The organism is Pseudarthrobacter sp. NPDC058119 (assembly GCF_042884655.1).
In the GTDB taxonomy this organism is placed as follows: domain Bacteria; phylum Actinomycetota; class Actinomycetes; order Actinomycetales; family Micrococcaceae; genus Arthrobacter.
In genome coordinates, this window is record NZ_JBHVTN010000002.1 from 299,230 (window position 1) to 320,795 (window position 21,566).

The window sequence follows — 21,566 nt, forward strand, 5'->3', positions numbered from 1 at the left end:
CAAGATTGCGGCGACCCTGTTGGCCACTTCCCGCCGGCCCCGCCGTGCGCCTGGCGCACAACCAGCCGGGGCCAAGCCGTACGTCCGACGCCGTCAGCGGCCTTGGGAAACCAGCTCGCCGTCGTCGTCCTTCACAACACCCCCGTCACGGCCGGCTTCCACGTCCGCGGCAGCGGCGCGGGGAAGCCCTGCGGCGAGCCGCTCGGCCTCCTCGCCCCCTACGGCCTCACCACGGGCCACCATACCGGCGGTGTCCGACAACGGGATCTGCTTCAGCGTCAGGGCCAGCAGCAGCGCGACGGCGATGAAGGGGAGCAGGTACCAGAACACGGGCGCCAGGGAATCCGCGTAGGCGTTGACGATGGCATCGCGCAGCTGTTCGGGGAGCTGGTTCAGGGCTTGCGGGTCCAGGGTCCGGGTGGACTGCCCGGCCTGCTCGGCGGAGGCTCCGGCGCCGGTAAAGGCACTGGTCAGGGCTTCCGAGAGGCGGGTGGTGAAGATGGAGCCGAACACGGCCACGCCCATGGCGGCGCCCACCTCGCGGAAGTAGTTGTTGGTACTGGTGGCGGTGCCGATCTGGTCCGCCGGGACGGAGTTCTGGACCACCAGCACCACAACCTGCATGATCAGGCCCAGGCCGGCGCCGAAGACGAACAGCTGCAGGCAGATAACCCAGATGGGGGTGCTGGCGGTGAGGGTGGTCATCCAGAGCATGGCGGCCATGGTGAAGACGGCGCCCAGGATGGGGAACATCTTGTACTTGCCGGTCTTGGAGATCCGGATGCCCGAGTAGATGGAAGTACCCATCAGGCCCGCCATCATGGGCAGCATCAGCAGGCCCGATTCGGCGGCGGACGTGCCGGAGGACATCTGCAGGAACGTGGGGACGAACGCGATGGCGGAGAACATGCCCAGGCCCAGGGTGAAGCCGATCGCCGTGGCGTTGATGAAGATCCGGTTCCGGAACAGGCCCAGCGGAATGATGGGGTCCTCGGCCCGGCGCTCCACCAGGACGAACGCGGCGGCAGAGACGACCAGCCCCGCGCCGAACGCCCAGGTGAGGGGGGAATCCCAGCCCTCGTCCTTCTTGCCGCCGAAGTCGGTGAAGAAGATCAGGCAGGTGGTGGCGGCAGAGAGCAGCACGACGCCTAGGATGTCGATCCGCTTGTCGGCTTTCTTGTTCGGCAGGGTCAGGGCGAACCAGGCGATGGCGAATGCCGCGAGGCCCACCGGGATATTGATGTAGAACGCCCACTCCCACGTCAGGTGGTCCACGAAGAAGCCACCCAGCAGCGGGCCGGCCACGGCGGAAAGGCCGAAGATGGCGCCCAACGGGCCCATGTATTTGCCGCGTTCCTTGGCGGGAACGATGTCGGCAATGATCGCCTGGGAGAGGATCATGAGGCCGCCGCCGCCCAGGCCCTGGATGGCGCGGAAGATGACGAAGCCCCAGAAATCGGTGGCCAGGGCGCAGCCCACGGAGGCGAGCGTGAAGAGCGCGATGGCCACCAGGAACAGGTTGCGGCGGCCCAGGATGTCGCCGAACTTGCCGTAGATGGGCATCACGATGGTGGTGGCCAGCAGGTAGGCGGTGGTGATCCAGGCCTGGTGCTCCACGCCGCCGAGCTTTCCCACGATGGTGGGCATCGCCGTGGAGACGATGGTCTGGTCCAGGCTGGAGAGCAGCATGCCGGCGATCAGCGCGGAGAAGATGATCCAGATGCGCTTTTGGGTCAGCAGCAGGGGCCCTGCCGGCGCCTTGGTGGGGGCGGTACTCATGATTGTCCTTCTGCGGCGGTGGCCGTGCTGTCGAATGGTTGGGAGAAAAGGAGGCTGGCCGCGGAGATGTTCTCCAGCAGCAGGTCCCGGTAGCTGCGGGTGTTGCCGTCCGAGAAGTAGGCCATGCTGCTCTTGCGGGCGATGGTGCTGAGCAGGACCACTGCCATCTGCACCACGGCGTGGTCCGGGGAGACGCCTTCGCGCCGGGCGACGTCCCGGGCGAACTGCGCTTCGCGCTGTTCCGTGACGCCGATGATTTTCAGGATGAGCTGGGGCTCCTTTTTGACGACCCCGATCAGCTGCCGGGTTTCTTCCTCGGATTCCGTCATGCCCTCGGCCAGGCGCAGGGAGAGCCGGACCAGGTCGCTGAACAGGGTGGGGGAGATGCTCCCGGCGGGCGAGTCCGCACCTCCGGCCACGAATTCGTCGATGACATCCGCCGGAACGTCGTCCTCGGCGTGGCCGATGATGGCGTCTTCCTTGGTGGGGAAGTAGTTGAAGAAGGTCCGGCGGGAGATCCCGGCCGCCTCGCAGACTTCCTCCACGGTGTAGCCGTTGAGGCCCTTCCCGGAGGTGAGGGCGCGGGCAGCGGAGGTAATGGCGGTCCGGGTGGCCGTCCGCTTGCGCTCGCGCAGGCCGTCAGAAGTTGCACTATCAGTCACAAAGTAAATTTTTGCACTAAAAATACTTGAGTGCAAACTTCTGGTTGCGGACTGCAGGTGCCTTAAAGTACGACGGCGGCCGGCGCCTTTCGTGCGAAAGGTGCCGGCCGCCGTCGGGCGCTGGGTGCGTTTATGCCTTATGGGCCGGGGCCGTCATGGTGGTGACGTCCAGTGCCTTGTCGAGGTCGGCCTCGGAAACCTTGCCGTCGCCCTCGCCGACGAAGCCGAGCTTCTCGGTGGCCTGGCGGATGGTCAGGCCCTCCTTGACGGCGGTCTTGGCAATCTTGGCGGCGTTCTCGTAGCCGATGTACTTATTCAGCGGGGTCACGATCGAGGGGGAGGCCTCGGCCAGGAAGCGGGCACGCTCCACGTTGGCGGTGATGCCGTCGATCATCTTGTCCGCCATGACCCGGCTGGTGTTGGCCAGCAGGCGGATGGACTCGAGCAGGTTGGCGGCCATGACGGGGATGCCGACGTTGAGCTCGAAGGCTCCGTTGGTGCCGGACCAGGCGATGGCGGTGTCGTTGCCGATGACCTGGGCTGCCACCATGATGGAGGCCTCGCAGATGACCGGGTTGACCTTGCCGGGCATGATCGAGGAGCCGGGCTGCAGGTCAGGGAGGGCGATTTCGCCCAGGCCCGTGTTGGGGCCGGAGCCCATCCAGCGGAGGTCGTTGTTGATCTTCATGAAGGAGATGGCGATGTTGCGCAGCTGGCTGGACGCTTCGATCAGGCCGTCGCGGTTGGCCTGGGCCTCGAAGTGGTCGCGGGCCTCGGTCAGCGGCAGGCCGGTGTCCGTGGCGAGCAGCTCGATGACGCGCTCCGGGAAGCCGGCGGGGGTGTTGATGCCGGTGCCCACGGCGGTGCCGCCCAGCGGAACCTCTGCCACGCGGGGGAGGGAGGCGTTGACGCGCTCGATGCCGTAGCGGACCTGTGCTGCGTAGCCGCCGAACTCCTGGCCCAGGGTGACCGGCGTGGCGTCCATCAAGTGGGTGCGGCCGGACTTGACGACGTCCTTGAACTCGACGGCCTTGCGCTCCAGCGACTCTGCCAGGTAGCCCAGGGCGGGGATGAGGTCGTTGATCAGCGCCGACGTGGCGGCCACGTGCACGGACGTCGGGAAGACGTCGTTGGAGGACTGCGAGGCGTTGACGTGGTCGTTCGGGTGGACCACCTTGTCGCTGCCGGCGGCCTTCAGGGCGCGGGTGGCCAGCTCTGCCAGGACCTCGTTGGTGTTCATGTTCGACGAGGTGCCGGAACCGGTCTGGAAGACGTCGATGGGGAAGTCGCCGTCGTACTTGCCGGCGGCCACCTCATCGGCTGCGTCTGCAATCGCCTTGGCCAGCTCGCCGTCGAGCACGCCCAGTTCTGCGTTGGCCTGGGCTGCGGCCTTCTTCACCCGGGCCAGCGCCTCGATGTGGGTGCGCTCCAGGGTCTTGCCGGAGATGGGGAAATTCTCCACTGCCCGCTGCGTCTGCGCGCGGTACAGTGCGTTCACGGGGACGCGGACTTCGCCCATCGTGTCATGTTCAATGCGGAACTCTTCAGTGGAAGTCATGGGGCTAGCTTATGGCTCCCGGGCGCCCCATCGAAAACCGTTAAGGGAGCATTGCCGGCGGCCCGCTGGGCCGCCGGCGCAGGGTTCCTAGAGCTCGCCGATTCCGGAAACAAGGTCGGCGCGGCCCTCTGCCAGACGGTAGGACAGGCCGATGACCGCGGTCCGGCCCTCCTCGATTGCGGTGGAAATCACACGCGAGCTGTCCGCAAGGCGATGGGACATCTGCTTGACGTTCTCCACCACCATGTCGTTGACCTCGGGCTGGTTGTTCCGCAAGGACGTCAGGACGGAAGGCGTAATGCGTTCCACGAGGTCGCGGATGAAGCCTGCCGGCATTTCACCGGTCTCCACGGCGTCCCTGGTGGCGGTTACGGCGCCGCAGTTGTCGTGCCCAAGGACCACGATCAGCGGCACCCCCAGCACCGCGACACTGTATTCCAGGGAGCCCAGGACGGCGTCGTCAATCACCTGTCCGGCGGTGCGGACCACGAAAACGTCGCCGAGGCCGACGTCGAAGATGATTTCGGCGGCGAGTCGGGAGTCGGAGCAGCCGAAGATCACTGCGAAAGGATTCTGGGTCTCGACCAGTTCCGAGCGCCGTGACGCGTTCTGGTTCGGATGGGAGGATTCGCCGTTTACGAAACGTTCGTTGCCTTCGCGCAGGCGGCGCCACGCCAGTGCAGGGGTGAGGTTAGTAGCCATGCTTACTACGTTAAGGCGCGGCAGTGGCGGAAGGGGAAACTGTGACGGCGGGGTTGGCGTCAAGGGAAGAGACGACGGCGGCCGCCAGGGTTGCGAATTCGTCCAGTTGCGCTGCGCCGAAGAGGATGACGGCGCTGCCGCGGTAGTTCAGGACCATCGCCTTCTCGCCCTTGCCGGTGTCCCGGAGTTCCCATTGCTGGCCGCCGGCGTTCCGTGAGCCGGTGACAGGGGCGTTCTTTGTCTGCTGGAGCAGCCAGGTGGGATTGGCCTGCGTGGTCTGCACCAAGGCGATGAACGACGTCTTGGGGGTGACGTAGCCAACCTCCCAGGTGGGAACCCCGCTGCCCGTTCCCGCTTCCCAGCGGGCGTAATTCGCGCGGAAGGCGTTGCCGGTGTCCGGTGCAACGGGTGTGAATCCCGCCACATCTGCCGCGTTCCGCGCCACCGACGCCACGTCGATGTCCGGGCGGTAGCCCTCACTCTTCGGCTGCGGGTTCATGAGCACAACAGGCAGGAATGCAGCGATGCTGAGCACCAAAGCAATGATCATGCCGATCACCGAAGCGTTGGCGCGCTTGGCCGCTGCCGCCGGAATGACGGGCTTCACGGGGGTGTCAGCGCTGCTGTCCGCGGCGCCTGGGCGGCCGTCGGGCCGGGCGGGGCCGGAGCTGGGACTGGTGGCTTCCTGCATGTCGTTCACCCCTCTATAGTCGCCCATCCCGGAGCGGGACTTCCATTCGTGCCAGGCCGGCAGTCCGCCCCGGGCCGCCATGCACATTGCGGGGTTGCGTCACGGGCCGCCCCCGGCGCGGTGCCGCGACTATGATCGGTAACAGAGGAATCACCGTTCTGCTGCACCGGCGGGCGGGTTCAATGATCGCCACTCGAAGAAGAGGTTCACGTGTCACCAGCGTCCATGACCCAGAAGTACTCCACGATTTCACCGTCGCTTGCGGTGGGCCACGACGAGCCGGACCGCAACCTTGCCCTTGAGCTTGTCCGCGTTACCGAAGCCGCGGCCATTGCCGGCGGCCACTGGGTGGGCTTCGGCGACAAGAACACCGCAGACGGCGCCGCCGTCGACGCCATGCGCTCCTTCCTGCAGACCGTCCACTTCAACGGCGTCGTGGTGATCGGCGAGGGCGAGAAGGACGAAGCGCCCATGCTGTTCAACGGAGAGCGCGTCGGCGACGGCACCGGGCCTGAGGTGGATGTCGCCGTCGACCCCATCGACGGAACCCGCCTGACCGCCCTGGGCATCAACAACGCCCTGGCGGTGCTGGCTGTTGCCGAACGTGGCTCCATGTTCGATCCCTCCGCCGTTTTCTACATGGAAAAGCTGGTTACCGGCCCCGAGGCCGCCGACATGGTGGACCTGCGCCTGCCGGTCAAGCAGAACCTGCACCTGATCGCCAAGGCCAAGGGCGTGAAGGTCAACCAGCTCAACGTCATGATCCTCGACCGTGACCGCCACCGCCCGCTGGTGGAGGAAATCCGCGAAGCCGGTGCCCGCACTAAATTCATCATGGACGGCGACGTCGCCGGCGCCATTGCCGCGGCCCGCTCCGGTACCGGCGTGGACGCGCTCATGGGTATCGGCGGCACCCCCGAAGGCATCGTCGCGGCCTGCGCCATCAAGTCCCTGGGCGGCGTGATCCAGGGCCGGCTGTGGCCCACCAGCGACGAAGAGAAGCAGAAGGCCATCGACGCCGGGCACGACCTCGAACGGGTGCTTTCCACCAACGACCTCGTCTCCAGCGACAACTGCTACTTCGCCGCCACCGGCATCACGGACGGCGACCTGCTCAAGGGCGTCCGCTACTCCAAGGACAAGGTCCTGACCCAGTCCATCGTGATGCGTTCCAAGTCCGGCACCATCCGCTTCGTGGACGGCGAGCACCAGGCCAGCAAGTGGGAAGGCTACGCCCGCAAGAACTGACCCGCGGCCCCCGCTGACTCAAAGCCCCTGGCGCACCACGCGCCGGGGGCTTTGGCGTTAACCCTTGGTATAGGGTTTAAGCCATGATTCCTGCTGTTGTGCCCTGTACTGACCGCGCCCTCTGGGACGAGCACGTTGACCGGTTCCAGGGGCATCCGCAGCAGCTGTGGGGCTGGGGCGAGACCAAGGCCGCGCACGGCTGGTCCGTGGACCGTGTCCTGGTCAAGGACGGCGACGAAACCATCGGCTGCGCCCAGCTCCTGGTCCGCAGGCTTCCCGTCCCCTTCCGCGCACTGGTCTACATCCCCCGGGGCCCCATGTGCTCAGCCGGCAACGCGCAGGTGGTCCTGAACCGGCTGGCCGAGCACGCCGCCCTTCGCCACCGGGGCGTTGCCCTGAGCATTGAACCGGACTGGGACAAGGACTCCGCCTTTGCCGGCGCCGTGGCCGCCGCCGGTTTCCGCGAGTCCACCAACACCGTCCTCATTCCGCGCACGCTCATCCTGGACCTCACCCGGTCCGACGACGAGCTGATGGCGGAGATGTCCAAGTCCACGCGGGCCAACATCCGCAAAGCAATGCGCAGTGACGTGGAATTCCGCAAGGTCAAGAACGAGTCCGAGCTGGAGCAGGTGCTGGCGATCTACCACCAGACCGCCGAGCGGGCGGGCTTCGGCATCCACGAGGACCAGTACTACCGGGACATCTTCCGGAACCTCGGCGACTCTTCCCCGATCATCGCCGCGTTCGACGGCGAGCAGATGCTGGCCTTCACCTGGCTCTCGCGCAGCGCCGCCACCGCGTTTGAGCTCTACGGCGGCGTCTCCGCCGAGGGCCAGAAGCAGCGGGTGAACTACGGTGTGAAATGGGCGGCCCTGCTGGCCATGCGGGAAGACGGCTGCAGCCGGTACGACTTCAACGGCCTCCTGAATGACGGCATTTCCGACTTCAAGAAGCAGTTCGCCAAGCACGAAAACATGCTCCTGGGCACGTGGGAAAGGCCGCTGTCGCCGTTCTACCCCGCCTACGCCAAGGCCATGCCGCTGGCGCGCAAGGGCCTTCAGCAGGCGCGCCGGCTGCTCAAGGGCGCAGCCGGGCAGGTGCGCCCATTGGTCCGGAAGCTGCGCCCGGGCAACTGACCGGCCCCGGACCCGGTCCCAAGCCAAACAGAAGGGCGACGGCCGCACTCACCGGAGTGCCGCCGTCGCCCTTTTGCTGTTGCAGGGCTGCTGGGAGCGCTAGAGGCCGGTGGTCACTGCGAAGGCCAGGGCCGGCCCGGTGCTGCCGGCTACCCGGTGGACGTTGACGGGGGCCTCGGCCGCGGCAATGAACGCGCTGCTGCCCTGCGCAAGCTCCAGGTCGCCCTTGGGGGAGTCGAGGTACACGGAGCCGGCCATCACGATGACCACTGCCGCGCCTGCCTGCGCCAGGGGAACCGGACCGGCGTCCGGCCCCAGTTCGATGCGCTGCAGCTGGAATTCCCCGAATGGGGGCCGGAACAGTTCCTGGTCCATCACGGAATTTTCCGCGGTGAGCATCGGCACGGCCACCGGGTGGAAGTCGATGGTTTTCAGGAGTTCCGGGACGTCGATGTGCTTGGGGGTCAGGCCGCCCCGCAGGACGTTGTCCGAGGATGCCATGACCTCAACGCCCAGGCCGTGCAGGTAGGCGTGCACGTTTCCGGCAGGGAGGTAGACCGCTTCGCCCGGCTGCAACGAAATCCTGTTCAGCAGCAGGGAGATCAGGACGCCGGGGTCGCCGGGATACTTTTCGTTGAGGCTGATGACGGTGCCCAGCTCTGCCTGGAAGGGCTCGAGGGAAGGGCCGGACACAAGGGCCGCCACCACCAGCGCTGTTTCCTCGGCAACGCCCTGGCCGCCGGTGATCAGCCGCTCGAAGGCGCGGCGGAGTCCTGCGCTTTCGTCCGTGGCGGCGAGATCCTCAAGGAGGGCCTGGACCAGCGCGGGGACCTGTGCGGTCGCGGGAAAGGCGTCCGCGATGTGCTGCAGGATCCTGCGGGTTTCGGCGGCCGGCCGGAACCCGCAGAGGGCCTCGAACGGCGTGAGGGCGAAGATCATCTCCGGCTTGTGGTTGTCGTCCTTGTAGTTGCGGTGCGGTGCGTGCGGATCCACGCCGGCGTCATTTTCCCGTGCGAACCCCTCACGGGCCTGGTCCAGGCTCGGGTGCACCTGCAGGGAGAGCGGCTGCGCGGCCGCCAGGATCTTGGCCAGGAAGGGCAGCCGCGGCCCGAAAGCGGTCACGGAGTCCGGCCCCAGGAAATGTTCCGGATCGGATGCGATCAGGGCGTCGAGTGGGCTCCGGGTTCCGTCCTCGGGCAGGCGGGCCATGGATGGCGAGTCAGGGTGCGCGCCGATCCACAGCTCGGCCTCCGGACGCCCGGATTCGGGGCGCCCCAGCAGCGAGGCGATGGCAGTCGTCGAACCCCAGGCGTAGTCACGCAGGACGTTCTCAATCTCGTACAAAACCGTTCCGTTCCTTGGTGGGTGGGAGCTGGCGGGCCGCCGCTACAGCGGGGCGCACTGTCCGTTGGTGGCCACGAGCTGGCGGATGGCCTCTTCGTTGCCCTCCAGCTTGAGCTGGGTCAGCATCTCTTCGGTGATCGGCTCACCGTCGGGCGTGGTGGTCACCGGCGTGAAGTCCGACGGCGAGGGCTGCTGGACAGCGTTGCCTGCGGCCGGCAGGGTGGCCGGGAGGGCCCCGGCGGCTTGGATGTGTCCGGCGCCTGCCCGGGGAAGGGCCATCACGTCGTCGGCAATTCCGGCCGACTGTGCACCCTTGGCGGAGGCCGACGCCAGCAGCTGGTCCACGCGTTCATGGATCTGGTCGAAGTCGGGGTTCGTGGAAAATGACGGGTCAAAGTCCGGCGGCCCGATGGTCAGCCGCTTGACGTCCTTGCCCCTAGCCTTGATGGCCAGATCCAGGAAACTGCCCAGCTGGGTGGAGGAGATGTTGGACTCCACCACCTTGGTCCCGGCGCCGGCGATGTCCTCGAACTTGGACAGTAGCGTGGCGGGATCCAGCTGTTTCAGCATGGCCTGCTGGACGCACTGCTGGCGCTGGATGCGGGAGTAGTCGTCAACATATTCGCGCGACCGTCCGTACCAGAGGGCCTGGGCACCGTTGAGGGTCTGGTCCCCGGCGGGAATCCAGCCCAGGGGCATGCCGTGGGTCTTGGTGGCCTCGTCGAAGTAGCCGCTCATGGGAACCCAGCCGCCGGCCTTGATCCTGATGCCGCCCATAGCGTCGATCAAGGTGGAGAACCCTTCCATGTCGACCAGGACGTAGGCCTGAATCTGCATGCCCAGGGTGCCGGAGACGGCTTCCATGGTGGCCTGTGCGCCGGGGTCTGCCACGCCCGGGTACAGGTCCGCGTGTTCGTTGGTGACCTCGGTGTTGATGGCGTTGATCAGGCACTCGTCACCGCAGTTGTAGCCGTCCGGGTAGAGGGCGCGCATGGGGGAGCCTTCGCTGAACTGGGCGTTCTGGAAGTTCCTGGGGACGGAGATGATGGCGGTCTGGCCAGTTTGGGCATCCACGCTGAGGATGGAGAGGCTGTCTGGCCGCCGACCGGTGCGGTCATCGCCGGCGTCGCCGCCCATCATGAGGAAGTTGTAGCGCCCGTCCACCGGCTCGATGGCCGGTCCGGACGAAAAGATGTTGCCAATGGCATTGCGGCCCACGTTCAGCAGGTAGGCGGCGTACCCCAAAGAGCCACTGCCTAGGACCAGGGCCAGTACCAGGGCAATTCCGACGGCGGGGCGGGCCCGCGGTGCCAGCAGGACAGGGCGGATGAGCCGCAGCGTATTCAGGAACAGGACGGCCCAGCCGAGGGCCAGTGCGGCGAGCACCACCACCAGCAGCAGCGACGTGATGGGGTTGGTCACGATGTTGATGACCAAGCTCCGGTTCAGCAGCAACAGGACCAGTGCCAGGAGCAGGAGTGCCCATACGGAGAGCGTGACGCGCAGTGCTGTCCGGCCCAGCTTGCGGTCGCCTGCCACGAGTTGGGCGCTGCCGGGCACCAGCAGTGTCAGCAGGACCAGGACGAAAGCCCGCTTGGTGCGGACCTCGGGAGACGCGCTGACGGGGTAGCGCACCGGGTCCGACAGCGACGGGCCGGAGCCGGTGTGGAGGACACTGCTGCTGCTGGCCATGCCGGGCGCCCTAACGGCTGCCCCGAAGCGCGCTGGAGCCGCCGGGGAAGACCTCGCTGACCTTCTGCCGAAGGTTCGCCCCCTTGCGGGACGCCACAGCGTTCAGGTCCGCGGCGAAGTCGATGAGGTCCGCCCGCAGGGAGTCGGCCAGTTCGTCGGTGCCGGAGGCCAGCATCCGCACCGCCAACAGCCCGGCATTCCGGGCTCCGGCGATGGAGACGGTGGCTACCGGGACCCCTGCCGGCATCTGGACGATGGATAGCAGGGAGTCCATGCCGTCGAGGGTCTTCAGCGGAACGGGGACGCCTATCACGGGCAGTGGCGTGACGCTGGCGAGCATGCCGGGCAGGTGGGCTGCGCCGCCGGCCCCCGCGATGATGACCCGAAGGCCACGTTCGTGCGCCGTCTGGCCGTAACGGATCATCTCCGTAGGCATCCGGTGTGCCGAGACGACGTCCGCCTCGAAGGGGATGCCGAATTCGGCCAGGGCGTCCGCCGCGGCCTCCATGACCGGCCAGTCCGAATCGGAGCCCATGACCAGCCCTACCAGGGGGCCCGCGGCGGTACCGGCTGCTGGGGTGGCTTCGGCGCTCATGCGTTCTCCTCGAAAATTGCGGACGGTTCTTCGGCAGTGACCCGCCCGTCGCGGATGATGCCGGCCACGGCCGTGGCGCGGCGGCGGACCGAATCAACCTCTGCCGTGGAACTGCCTGTCAGGTTGACGTGGCCGATCTTGCGTCCCGGCCGCACGGACTTGCCGTAGCAGTGGACCTTGGCCGCGGGTTCGGCGGCAAGCGCCATGGGGTAGGCGGCGTACAGGTCCTGGTTGTCGCCACCCAGGAAGTTCTTCATGACGGTAACGGGGGCCAGCGCATCGGTGGCGCCCAGTGGCAGGTTCAGTACCGCGCGAAGGTGCTGTTCGAACTGGCTGGTGATGGAACCGTCCTGGGTCCAGTGGCCGGTGTTGTGGGGCCGCATGGCCAGTTCATTGATCAGGAACCCGCCCCCTGAACCAGGGGTTTCGAACAGTTCCACGGCAAGCACACCGGTGACATCAAGCTCGGCGGCAATGCGCAGTGCCGCATCCTCCGCGGCGGCGGCAACTTCCAGCGGGATCTCCAGCGCGGGTGCAATCACCTCGTCGCAGACGCCATCAACCTGGATGGTGTGCACCACGGGCCATGCCCGTGCTTCGCCATCCGGGGTCCGAGCCACGAGCGCGGAGAGTTCGCGGGTGAATTCGACTTTCGCTTCGGCCAACAGGGGGCTCATGGCGGCGAACCAGTCCGCGGTCTCCGGGGCCTCTTCCGCGGAGTCGACGATCCGGACTCCCTTGCCGTCGTAGCCGCCCCTGGGGGTCTTCAGCACGACGGGCCAGCCAGTCTCGTCCCCGAAGCGGACCAGGTCATCGACGTCCGCCACCGAAGCCCACGCCGGGTTGGGCAGTTCCAGCCTGTCGATGGCGGCACGCATCACCAGCTTGTCCTGGGCATGGACCAGGGCATCGGGCCCGGGCTGGACGTTGACTCCGGCGTCCTGCAGGGCGCGAAGGTGGTCCGTCGGCACGTGCTCGTGGTCGAACGTCATGACGTCCAGGCCTTTTGCGAAGTCCAGGAGCGTCTGCATGTCCTTGTAGTCGCCAACGGGCGTAGCAGGCACAGCCGATACTGCGGAAACGTCGTCGCCCTCGGCGAGGACACGGAGTTCAAAGCCGAGTGCTGTAGCGGCAGGGGCCATCATTCGCGCGAGCTGGCCGCCGCCAACCACGCCTATCACTGGAAAAGTCACATGTGCCAGACTACCGAAGACGGGCCCAATCCCGCTTTTGCAACCCGGCGGGCCACCGCGATTTCCGCCCGGCGGAGCCAGGGTGGCCAAGTTCTCCCGGGCAGCTCAAAGGTTTGGGGGCTAAAATGGAGCTTTGGCCACGTGGCCCACAGTTCGTCAGGCCATGGAGGGTCATGTACACCGCACTTGCAGATCGTATCCGGGGGCTCGCCTCACTTTTTTGGCGCGAGGTGGCCAAGTTCGGGGCGGTCGGCGGTGTGGCGTTCGTCATCGACAACGGCCTGACCTACTACCTCATGCACGGCCCCATGTCGGACAGCGAGGCGAAGGCACGCTTCGTCGGTGCCACCGTCGCAACCATCTTCTCGTGGGTGGCCAACCGCTTCTGGACCTTCCGCCACCGCCGCCAGGCCAACGTGCTGCGCGAGTTTGTCATGTTCGTCATCATCAACGGCATTGGCATTGGCATCTCCACCGGCTTTACGGCGCTGGCGAAGTACGGCATGGGCATCGACAACAAGAACCTGCTGTTCCTTGCGGGCGTGGCCGGCATTCTCGTAGCCACCGTGGTCCGCTTCTTCGCCTACCGCTTCCTGGTCTTCAACCAGGAGCTGGACCAGGAACCGGAGTTCTCCCACGACCACGAAATCATCGAAGCCCACCCGCACCGGGACTCAGCCCGGTCTGCCGAGCGTCCTGCTTCCACAACCGTGGACGGCGGACCGAAGGCCTGACCGCAGGCTGACCTCAGCTGCCGTGGATGCGTTCGTCCGCACGCAGCTTGTCGGTGAGCGCCACGGCAGGATGGGTCACCACTACCGAGCCGTCCCGCTGCCAGGCCCCCAGCGCACTGGCCAGGGCTGATTCAAGCCCCCGGTCCGCGGGGACATGCACCCTGGCGCCTTCTTCGTGTGGCGCGGCAAAACCGGTTAACAAATCCCAGTGGGGGACACTATGCCCTTCGCTGGTGCGGACCGCGCATCCTTTCGGATCCGGGTCCGTGTGTGCCATGAACACGTCCCCGTGGGAACGCACCTCGGCAGCGTAGTCAAGGCAGCCGGCGGGAAGCTCCCCGGGCCACCGCATGGCCAGCGCCGGGAGTGCAACGGCAATGACGGCGTCGTGCTGTCCAGTGGCACCGGCAGGATCATCCGTGGCAAGGAAGTCAGCCGGACCGCCGTCGAACACTGTTTCCAGGCCAAGCTGCCAGGACGCCAGCGCCCACACCATCGCCTTCCAGTGGGCCGGAAGGGCGAGCCGCAGCCGCATGCCGGGCTCGGCGTCAAGCTCGTCCTGCAGGAGGTTGCTGGTTTTTGCGACCCAGTTGTCCAGGACCCGTCCCGAGAGCTCCACCCGCTCTGCGTCTGGTCCGTACCAGGTGAGCCGTGGTGCCGTTGAGTTGCCCGAGCGCAGGGTGCCCATCAAGTCAATTGCGGGGGTTGTCGTCATGGGTTCATCCTGCCACTCCGCAGTGGCGGGGTCATCCGGGGAGGGCTGCGGAAATACGGCGAAGAGAGCCGAAATGATGTTAATCACAACCGTTGCTAAGCGTGCTTGCTATTTTGCCGGAGACCGGGTATTTTTCCCGCCAGACCCTGCGTTATGACGGATTTTCGGTCCGCCGCAGACCCGTTGCTGCATGCGCCGCGCCGAGGCCGGCAAAAATCCCGGGCGTGGCGTGCGCAAACTTCTGAACAGGAACTGTCTATTATCCCGGCAACGGCTTGACTAGCCCTAGTTACACACGTGTAATTAGGTAACTAAAGCAATTGCGTAAATACCGGCACACAACCGAGTGTCCACGTATCCAGGCAATGGCTGAAACATCAGGAGGGTCGCCGTGGGGCAAGCAGAGCGTATCCAGGAAGATGCCGTCGTGGCCGGTCAGGCAACGGCCAAGTACCGTGCGCGGGGGGTGCCCAGTGACTGGTACGTCGATCCCGCAGATCCTGATGCTGCGGAGAGGTATAACAGGAACTCCACCAGTGTCCTCGAGGACCAGGCCACCGCGTTCCTCGCGGCGCATGAAGCCCTCCTGGACGGCGGCGCCGAGCCGGAGGACGATCTTGATCCACCTATGGAACTGGCCGCCGCCGGGACCGTCCAGCCGGTATGGATTGGCCTGCCGCGGCAGCAGGACTTCGACGACGAAGGCGAGCTTGGCTGGCAGACGGACGCCCTGTGCGCCCAGACTGACCCCGAGGCCTTCTTTCCCGAAAAGGGCGGCTCAACACGCGATGCCAAGAAGGTTTGCGGCGCGTGCAACGTGAGGTCCCAGTGCCTCGAATACGCGCTGGCCAATGACGAACGGTTTGGCATTTGGGGAGGCCTTTCCGAGCGTGAGCGCCGGCGGCTTAGGAAGCGAGCAATCTAATTCTTCAGGATGTCCATGTCACTGCCGTTGTGGTTGCCCACAACGGCAGTGCCTACCTGCCCAGAACCCTTTCGGCGCTCGCCGCCCAAACGCGCCCGGTTGACCGTGCCGTCGGCGTAGACGCTGGATCCGGCGACGATTCGTACAGCCTCCTCAGCCGGGCCCTGGGGGAGGCAGCCGTTGTCAGCCATTCCCGGAGCAAGGGTGGCATGGGTTCCGCCGTCTCCGCAGCACTCGCAGCCCTCGTGCCGTTCGACCGAAATGCCGACTCCGGCAGGACGGAATGGATCTGGCTCCTGCACGATGACGCGGCGCCGGCCCCGGAAGCCCTCGCGGAACTCCTGGGCGCAGTGGAACGCGCCCCATCGGTTACGGTAGCGGGCTGCAAGCAGCTGGACTGGCATTCACCGCGGAGATTGATGGACGTGGGCCTTTCCACCAGCCGTTGGGCCGAGAGGCTCACCCTCATCGACGCGGATGAGATGGACCAGGGCCAGTACGACGGCCGCACTGACACGTTCGCGGTGAACTCCGCCGGCATGCTGGTGCGGCGGGATGTCTGGGAACAGCTGGGCGGCTTCGACCCCGCACTGCCGGGCAGCGGAGACGACGTCGACTTCTGCTGGCGGAACCGGCTTGCCGGCCACCGAGTGGTGGTGGTTCCCGCGGCCCGAATGTTCCACGTGGCTCACCGGCCCCATGCCTTGGGGAACCCCTCTGCCGCCCGAAAAGCGCAGGTCCACCTCCGCCTGAAGCACAGCCCGCTCTGGATGGTGCCCGTCCACGGCATCGGCGCGTTGCTCGGCAGCCTCTTCAAGCTGGTCCTAAGCATCGTCGTCAAAGACCCCGGGCATGGCATCTCCCAGCTCCTCGCCACCTGCGCCGCGCTGGGCCGGCCCCGGGCTGTAGCCAAGGCCCGCAGGGCGGCAAAACGCACGCGGCGCATCCGCCGGTCAGTTATACGCAAGCTCCAGACGCCCCGCCGGGAGGTGTGGAGCCACCGGCGGTCCTTGATGGAGGCGCTGGGATCGGACGGGTCAGGTGCGGACCACCTTGTCCAGGATCCGCTCGCACACCAGCCCACCGGCGACGCCGCGGACGACTTCGCGGCCCTTGCCACCAGCAAGCGCGGCTGGGTGGGCAACGGTGCCTTGGCCGCCGTCATCATCGCGTCAGTGGCCTCACTGCTGGCGCTGGCAGGACTGTTCCGTGCCGGTGCCGTCACCGGCGGTGCCCTGATCCCGGTTTCCGCAAGCCTCGGGGATATCTGGCATAACGCCTCCAGCTGGTGGATCAGCCTCGGAGCGGGCCTTCCCGGGCGCGGCGACCCCTTTGACTACGTCCTCTGGATCGTTGGCCTCGCCGGGGGAGGCGATGCCAACGCTGCCATGGCCTGGCTGCTCCTGCTCGGGGCCCCGCTGTCCGGACTCACCGCGTGGTTCGGGGCCGGCGGAGTCACCGAACGCCGGCGGCTCCGTTTCGCGGCCGCCCTTTTTTGGGCTGCCGCGCCGGCGCTCCAGGCCGCGCTGAACCAGGGCCGGGCAGGTGCCTTGATCGCCCACATCATGCTGCCACTGGTGGTCCTGGGCCTACTGCGGGCCACGGGTTCGGCCATTGGCCACGGACGGTTCAGCGCCAGCGCGGCGTCCGGCTACCCGGCTGCTGAGCAGCTGCCGGCCAAGGCAGGCATCAACGGTGTGCCGTCGTGGACAGCCGCTGCTGCTGCGGGCCTGGCACTGGCGGTCACCACGGCGTCGGCACCCTCCCTTCTTCTTCCCGCAACCCTGGTCATCGTGCTGTGCGGCGTCCTGCTGGGACGACGCGGACGGACGGTGTGGTGGGCGCTGCTGCCCAGCGCAGCCCTGTTTGTCCCGTTCGCCTTGTCCACCCTCGACAGACCACGCGCGCTCCTGGCAGACCCGGGCCTCCCGCTGGGATTCGAGGCAGCGCCGCTGTGGCAGCAGCTCATGGGCCAACCCCTGTCGTTTGACCCCGCCGGTGGCCTCCACGGGCTGACGGCCTTTGCGGGCGGACCGGTGCCCTGGGCCCTGCTGCTCGCCGTGCTCATTGCCGGGCCGGTGCTGATCCTCGCCGTCGTGGGAATTTTCAGCGCAGGACGCCGGGCCCGGACTGCCCGGTGGTTCTGGGCCGCATCGATGATCGCCTTGGCCGGCGGCTGGTTCGCGGGCCACGTTGCCACGGGACTGAACGCAAATGTCATCGTGGCGCCGTTCCCCGGGCCTGCCGTATCCGCCGCTTCCTTTGCCCTCCTGGCCGCGGCACTGCTCGGTTGGGAGCAACTCCTCGCCGCTGCGGCTACGGACCGGACCTCCGGGGCCGGGGCGCGGACCAGGACCGCAGCCCGCGCCGGCCTGGCGGTTGCCCTGGTCCTGGTGCTGGCCGGCCCGCTGGCAGGGATGGCCGCCTGGTCCGCGCAGAACCTGCTGCGTCCGGCCACCTCGGCGGCCACACCGGCAGCGCAAGGCCCTGCCGCCGGCACAACTCCGGCCGCTCCCGTGGACGGGGGTGCGCTGGGTGCTCCGCGGCTCGTGGAAGCTGCCACCGGCCGTTCCCTTCCTGCCACTGCCATCGACCGCGGGACCGGACCCGAACAAACCCGGACCCTCCTCCTCAGCACCGGTGACGACGGGACGTTCAACGCCTCGCTGATGCGCGGGGCAGGCACCACGCTGGACAGCCTCTCCGCCATCGCCTCCGCCCGTAACATCATCGGCGGCCCCGGTTCCGAAGAGGTGCGCGACGACGACGACGTCACCGCAGCCGTCCGCCGCGTCGTGGCCACCATGGTCGCCGGGCAGGGCGTGGACCCCCGTTCCGACCTCGAACAACTCGGCGTCGGCTTCGTGGTGCTGCGCTCGGCGGATACCGCAGCCCAGCTGACGGCAAGCCGCATGGACGCAGTCCCGGGCCTGGTGGCCGTGGGACAGACCGACGTCGGCTGGCTGTGGCGCATCAGCCCGCTGAACCAGCGCGGCACCCAGGCCGCCGACGTCGCCCACCGTGTCCGCATCGTCGATGCAGGCGGCACGGCCACGGCGCTGGTGGCGTCCAGTGCTGAAGGCGTCGACACCGCCGTGCCCGCCGGGCCGGAAGGCCGGCTGGTGGTCCTCGCGGAGCGTGCCGATCCAGGGTGGACCGCCTGGCTCGACGGCCGGAAACTGACCTCCACCACCTCAGGCTGGTCCCAAGCCTTCACCCTGCCTGCGTCGGCCGGCCAACTGACGGTCCGCTACGAGAACCCCTGGTCGTTCTGGTCTGCCGTCGGCCAAATCACGGTGATCGGGCTGACCGTCATCCTGGCAATCCCCATGCCGGCCCGGCGTCCGCGGACCGGCCTCTCACGGGACGAGGGCTCCCTGCGTAAGGAACACCAGCATGCATGAGCACACTCCACCGGCCGGCAAGGCCAACGCCGAGGCCGGCGCCGGAACCGAGGACGCCGGAATCCCGGACGCCGGAATTCCGGACGCTTCCGGGCAGCCACTGCCTGGCGGACAAGAACCGGCAACTGAAATACCCGGTTCGCTTGGCAAACCCTCCGCAGGCGGAACCGGGAAAGGCCGGAAAAGCTCCGGGCGCGGCGCCACGCGGTTGCCGGGCGGGAAAGGCCGGGCAGCCTCCATCGCCGGACTGGCTGCAGGCGTCCTGATCCTCGCCGGCAGCGGGGCCGTTGTCGCGGCCGGATCGCTGCTGGCCGAGCCCGCGTCCAGCCGCATGGTGCCGGCGGCCAAAGCAGCTGTCCCCGCGGGGGCCAGCGTGGGCGTATGCCCCGGCCCGGCGCGGCTGTTGGAAGGGACGGATGCCGGGACGGACGCCCAGTTCCGGCCGGAGTCCGCCACCGCCACAACCAGGGTCAGCGCCGCGGTGCTCAGCGCCGGCGGTGTGCTGCCGGGAAGCCGGCTGGCGCACCTGGATGGAACGGCCGCCGTCGAAATTGCCAAGGACCCGGGGCCGGCCCCAACCGCCGCGGCCCCGCAGGAGCTCCTCGCCGGAGTGGTGGCAGACCGGACCGTGGACCAGGTGAACGTCCTGAGTGCCAAGGCCGTCGCGAACCAGAACACGTCGGCCGCTGGTGCCATGAAATACACGGCCACCGACGGTGACCTGCAGGGGAGTGCCGCCGCCACCTGCGGGCAACCTTCGAACGACCAGTGGCTGGCCGGTGCCAGCACCACCGTGGGCCGCACCTCCGTGCTCGCGCTGACCAACGCCTCCAGCACGCCGGCCACCGTGAGCCTTGAGCTGTTCGGTGGCCGCGGCCAGATCCAGGCCCCGGGCAGCCGTGGCCTGCTGGTTGCCCCCGGCACCACCCGGAGCGTGGTCCTCGCCGGGCTCGCCCCCAACGAGTCCCAGCTCAGCGTCCACGTCCGCAGCGCCGGTGGACCGGTTGCGGCCTCCATCCAGCAGAGCTTCCTGCGCGGACTCACTCCCGGCGGCGTGGACTACATCAGCCCGGGGACCGCCCCCGGCGTCCGCCAGGTAACGACGGGGGTGGACATCCAGGACCCTGCACGCCTGGCCACCCTGACGGCGCAGCCCGGCTACCGCGATGCGGGCCCCGCCCTTGAACTGACAGTGCCTGGCGCTTCCGACGCTGTGGTGGAGATCAAGCTGTACGGCCGCGACGGCCAGCACGCGCTTCCGTCCGGCGGCGTCATCACTGCAAAAGCCGGGACAACAACCGAGGTATCCCTGGCAGGGGTGCCCGCCGGCCAGTACACGGTTGCCGCCTCTTCCGACGTCTCCTTCCTTGCCGCCGCCCGGATGAGCCGCGGCCTCCAGGCCGGCCAGCCCTCGGACGTGGCCTGGACGGCGTCAGCCGTGCGCCTGGGCAGCCAGCACGTGGTCCCGGTCCCCAAGGGCGGACAACGCCAGCTGGTGTTCGGTGTACTGGACTCCAGGGCCACCATCACGTACTCGCCCATCACAGCCGATGGAAAGGTGCGTGCCGCGGCCACTGCGGACATCGCCGGGGGAACCACGGCCTCCATCAACATTCCCGACCAGGCTGACGGAGCGGACGTAGTTGGCTATGTGGTGTCAGCGTCCGGGGATGCCGCGTATGGTTCCGTGCTCGTGGGGCAGGACGGCCGCAACGACGTTTCGTCCCTGTCCTTCCTGGCTGCTGCAGCCGGACAGGAAACCGTCCCGGTCAGCCTGGGCTACTAGCCAAGGCTGCTTAGGCGGTCGGTCGTGCGGGCGGCGTCGTCAGTAGCGGCGGCGGTAGACCGGATCCAAGGTTTCCGGCGCCACGCCAAGCATCTCCGCCGTGTGTTCCACCACCACGTCGTGGACCAGGTCCTGGAGTTCTTCGACGCTGGAGCACGCCTGCTCCACCACCCGCCGGTACACCGTGATCGTGGGGCCGTCCCCATCGGCGGCCGGTGTGTAGGAGCCCATGGGCGGGGTGGACGCAGTCGCCGCCAGCTGCTCCAGCTCCGGCGGGATTTCATCCACGCCGAACCGCACGCCGTCCAGGGTCTTGCCCCAAATATCGTGCAGCCGCTGGGCCGAGTCCAGCACCATGTCGTCAAAACGGTCGGCGCGGGTCCGGTATCCGGGATGGGTGGGCAGCATCACCTCGCCGCGGAGGCCACGCCCGTGGCGGTTCCGGCGCCGCCGGGAGAAGCTCCTGCCACTGGTTTCCGCACCCGTTGCCACAGGGGCATCCGGGTCAGCCAACCGGACCGAAAAACCTGATTCATGGTTCGATGACTGCATACATTGACTGTAGACCCGGGGGAGGATTTACGCGATACATCCGCTGTGCCCCGGGGGCGCGTCGGCCGGGGCGGCAATGCGCGGCTTTTGGCCGGCGAAGGGGTAGTCTGTGATGTCGTGGGAGCTATCCGTCAATGTTCAAGGTCTGCCTGCCGCCAGTCGGCGGTAGCCACCCTGACGTACGTGTATGCCGACTCCACTGCCGTCCTGGGTCCGCTGGCCACCTACGCCGAACCGCACTGCTACGACCTCTGCGAGCAGCACGCTGATTCGTTGACGGTGCCCCGCGGCTGGGAAGTGCTGCGGTTGGCCATGCCGTCCACCCCGCAGCAGCCCGGTCCTGACGACCTGCTGGCCCTTGCCAACGCCGTCCGCGACGCCGCCGCCCTCCCTCCGGAGCCGCAGGTGCCCGCCCAGCGGGCACACCATTCCGCCCTGGAAGCTCCGGCCGGCAGCGAAGGCGCACGCCGCGGACACCTGCGGGTCCTGCGGGAACCTTCCTGAACCGCATCTGGCGGTAGGCTGGAACCTGAACATCTTTTCCGCCACCGGCGCGAGCGCGCCCGCCAGGGAGCATGAACAAATGCCAAAGATCAGTCCCGAGCTGTTGTCCGTCCTGCGTTGCCCCGTGACCGGCTCGCCCCTGGTCCAGGAGGGGGACGAACTGGTGGCCACCGCCGCCGGGGACGCGGGCGCCCGGAACAGGTACGCCATCGAGGACGGGATCCCTTTGCTGCTTCCTCCGGAGCTGCTGGCGGCAGCAGCCTCCGCCGGCTCGGACCAGCACGATCCCGCTGCGGCAGGGCCCTAGGTCACCTGCCTCCGCACGCACAAAACAGCAGCACGG

19 protein-coding genes are annotated in these 21,566 nt (G+C 67.6%); 8 read left to right on the forward strand and 11 right to left on the reverse strand.

Annotated features, from left to right (window positions below; translation table 11 throughout):
- Window positions 1-93 precede the first annotated feature (93 nt).
- The 5 genes from ACFVTD_RS06425 to ACFVTD_RS06445 form a co-directional block, all read right to left on the reverse strand.
- Window positions 94-1,779 carry a DHA2 family efflux MFS transporter permease subunit gene (locus ACFVTD_RS06425; RefSeq protein WP_387559778.1) on the reverse strand — a complete coding sequence of 562 codons (1,686 nt, stop codon included), beginning with the start codon at window positions 1,777-1,779 and terminating at the stop codon, window positions 94-96.
- Window positions 1,776-2,441, reverse strand: a complete 666-nt coding sequence (locus tag ACFVTD_RS06430; protein WP_387559781.1) for a TetR/AcrR family transcriptional regulator — start codon at window positions 2,439-2,441, stop codon at window positions 1,776-1,778. Before ACFVTD_RS06430 ends, ACFVTD_RS06425 begins: the two co-directional genes overlap by 4 nt.
- Before the next feature lie 130 nt (window positions 2,442-2,571).
- A complete protein-coding gene (locus ACFVTD_RS06435; protein WP_387559784.1) occupies window positions 2,572-3,999 on the reverse strand; it encodes a class II fumarate hydratase in 1,428 nt (475 codons plus the stop codon).
- A gap of 87 nt (window positions 4,000-4,086) precedes the next feature.
- Window positions 4,087-4,701 (reverse strand): carbonic anhydrase, encoded by a 615-nt coding sequence (locus tag ACFVTD_RS06440; protein WP_387559787.1) that lies wholly within the window; start codon window positions 4,699-4,701, stop codon window positions 4,087-4,089.
- Between the two features lie 10 nt (window positions 4,702-4,711).
- The gene (locus ACFVTD_RS06445) at window positions 4,712-5,392 is read right to left on the reverse strand and encodes a DUF4245 domain-containing protein (protein ID WP_387560516.1); all 681 of its coding nucleotides are present in this window, start codon (window positions 5,390-5,392) and stop codon (window positions 4,712-4,714) included.
- Between the two features lie 225 nt (window positions 5,393-5,617).
- Here ACFVTD_RS06445 and glpX point away from each other — a divergent pair, with 225 nt between their 5' ends.
- Window positions 5,618-6,640, forward strand: coding sequence for a class II fructose-bisphosphatase (gene glpX, locus ACFVTD_RS06450; protein ID WP_210411426.1), 1,023 nt, complete (start codon window positions 5,618-5,620; stop codon window positions 6,638-6,640).
- Between the two features lie 83 nt (window positions 6,641-6,723).
- Window positions 6,724-7,779 (forward strand): lipid II:glycine glycyltransferase FemX, encoded by a 1,056-nt coding sequence (locus ACFVTD_RS06455; protein WP_387559790.1) that lies wholly within the window; start codon window positions 6,724-6,726, stop codon window positions 7,777-7,779.
- A gap of 99 nt (window positions 7,780-7,878) precedes the next feature.
- Here the strand turns inward: ACFVTD_RS06455 and manA are convergent, their stop codons facing one another.
- Genes manA through ACFVTD_RS06475 form a run of 4 tightly spaced genes read right to left on the reverse strand, consistent with a single transcriptional unit; the run spans window position 7,879 to window position 12,603 of the window.
- Window positions 7,879-9,123 carry a mannose-6-phosphate isomerase, class I gene (manA, locus tag ACFVTD_RS06460; RefSeq protein ID WP_387559793.1) on the reverse strand — a complete coding sequence of 415 codons (1,245 nt, stop codon included), beginning with the start codon at window positions 9,121-9,123 and terminating at the stop codon, window positions 7,879-7,881.
- Between the two features lie 42 nt (window positions 9,124-9,165).
- Window positions 9,166-10,815: an LCP family protein gene (locus ACFVTD_RS06465; protein ID WP_387559796.1), complete on the reverse strand. Its 1,650-nt coding sequence runs from the start codon at window positions 10,813-10,815 to the stop codon at window positions 9,166-9,168.
- A 10-nt stretch (window positions 10,816-10,825) separates the two neighbouring features.
- The gene (gene purE, locus ACFVTD_RS06470; RefSeq protein ID WP_387559799.1) at window positions 10,826-11,410 is read right to left on the reverse strand and encodes a 5-(carboxyamino)imidazole ribonucleotide mutase; all 585 of its coding nucleotides are present in this window, start codon (window positions 11,408-11,410) and stop codon (window positions 10,826-10,828) included.
- Entirely contained in the window at window positions 11,407-12,603 is a 1,197-nt protein-coding gene (locus tag ACFVTD_RS06475) for a 5-(carboxyamino)imidazole ribonucleotide synthase (protein ID WP_387559802.1), read from the reverse strand. Before ACFVTD_RS06475 ends, purE begins: the two co-directional genes overlap by 4 nt.
- Before the next feature lie 173 nt (window positions 12,604-12,776).
- Here ACFVTD_RS06475 and ACFVTD_RS06480 point away from each other — a divergent pair, with 173 nt between their 5' ends.
- Window positions 12,777-13,337, forward strand: coding sequence for a GtrA family protein (locus ACFVTD_RS06480; RefSeq protein ID WP_387559804.1), 561 nt, complete (start codon window positions 12,777-12,779; stop codon window positions 13,335-13,337).
- A 13-nt stretch (window positions 13,338-13,350) separates the two neighbouring features.
- On the opposite strand, the gene ACFVTD_RS06485 is transcribed toward ACFVTD_RS06480, so the two are convergent.
- A complete protein-coding gene (locus ACFVTD_RS06485; RefSeq protein ID WP_387559807.1) occupies window positions 13,351-14,052 on the reverse strand; it encodes a TIGR03089 family protein in 702 nt (233 codons plus the stop codon).
- Between the two features lie 391 nt (window positions 14,053-14,443).
- Between ACFVTD_RS06485 and ACFVTD_RS06490 the strand changes: the two genes are divergently transcribed.
- The 3 genes from ACFVTD_RS06490 to ACFVTD_RS06500 are packed head-to-tail and all read left to right on the forward strand — an operon-like array spanning window position 14,444 to window position 20,167.
- Window positions 14,444-14,977: a WhiB family transcriptional regulator gene (locus ACFVTD_RS06490; RefSeq protein WP_387559810.1), complete on the forward strand. Its 534-nt coding sequence runs from the start codon at window positions 14,444-14,446 to the stop codon at window positions 14,975-14,977.
- Window positions 14,978-15,006: 29 nt separating this feature from the next.
- Entirely contained in the window at window positions 15,007-18,381 is a 3,375-nt protein-coding gene (locus ACFVTD_RS06495) for a glycosyltransferase (RefSeq protein ID WP_387559813.1), read from the forward strand.
- Complete coding sequence (locus ACFVTD_RS06500) at window positions 18,374-20,167, forward strand: DUF5719 family protein (protein ID WP_387559816.1); 1,794 nt, start codon at window positions 18,374-18,376, stop codon at window positions 20,165-20,167. Before ACFVTD_RS06495 ends, ACFVTD_RS06500 begins: the two co-directional genes overlap by 8 nt.
- A gap of 39 nt (window positions 20,168-20,206) precedes the next feature.
- On the opposite strand, the gene ACFVTD_RS06505 is transcribed toward ACFVTD_RS06500, so the two are convergent.
- On the reverse strand, window positions 20,207-20,719 hold the full coding sequence (locus ACFVTD_RS06505; RefSeq protein ID WP_387559819.1) for a metallopeptidase family protein: 513 nt from the start codon (window positions 20,717-20,719) through the stop codon (window positions 20,207-20,209).
- Between the two features lie 117 nt (window positions 20,720-20,836).
- Here ACFVTD_RS06505 and ACFVTD_RS06510 point away from each other — a divergent pair, with 117 nt between their 5' ends.
- Both ACFVTD_RS06510 and ACFVTD_RS06515 read left to right on the forward strand, forming a co-directional pair.
- Window positions 20,837-21,223, forward strand: a complete 387-nt coding sequence (locus tag ACFVTD_RS06510; RefSeq protein WP_387559822.1) for a DUF3499 domain-containing protein — start codon at window positions 20,837-20,839, stop codon at window positions 21,221-21,223.
- Between the two features lie 79 nt (window positions 21,224-21,302).
- A complete protein-coding gene (locus ACFVTD_RS06515; protein ID WP_387559824.1) occupies window positions 21,303-21,530 on the forward strand; it encodes a Trm112 family protein in 228 nt (75 codons plus the stop codon).
- The last annotated feature ends 36 nt before the right edge of the window (window positions 21,531-21,566 follow it).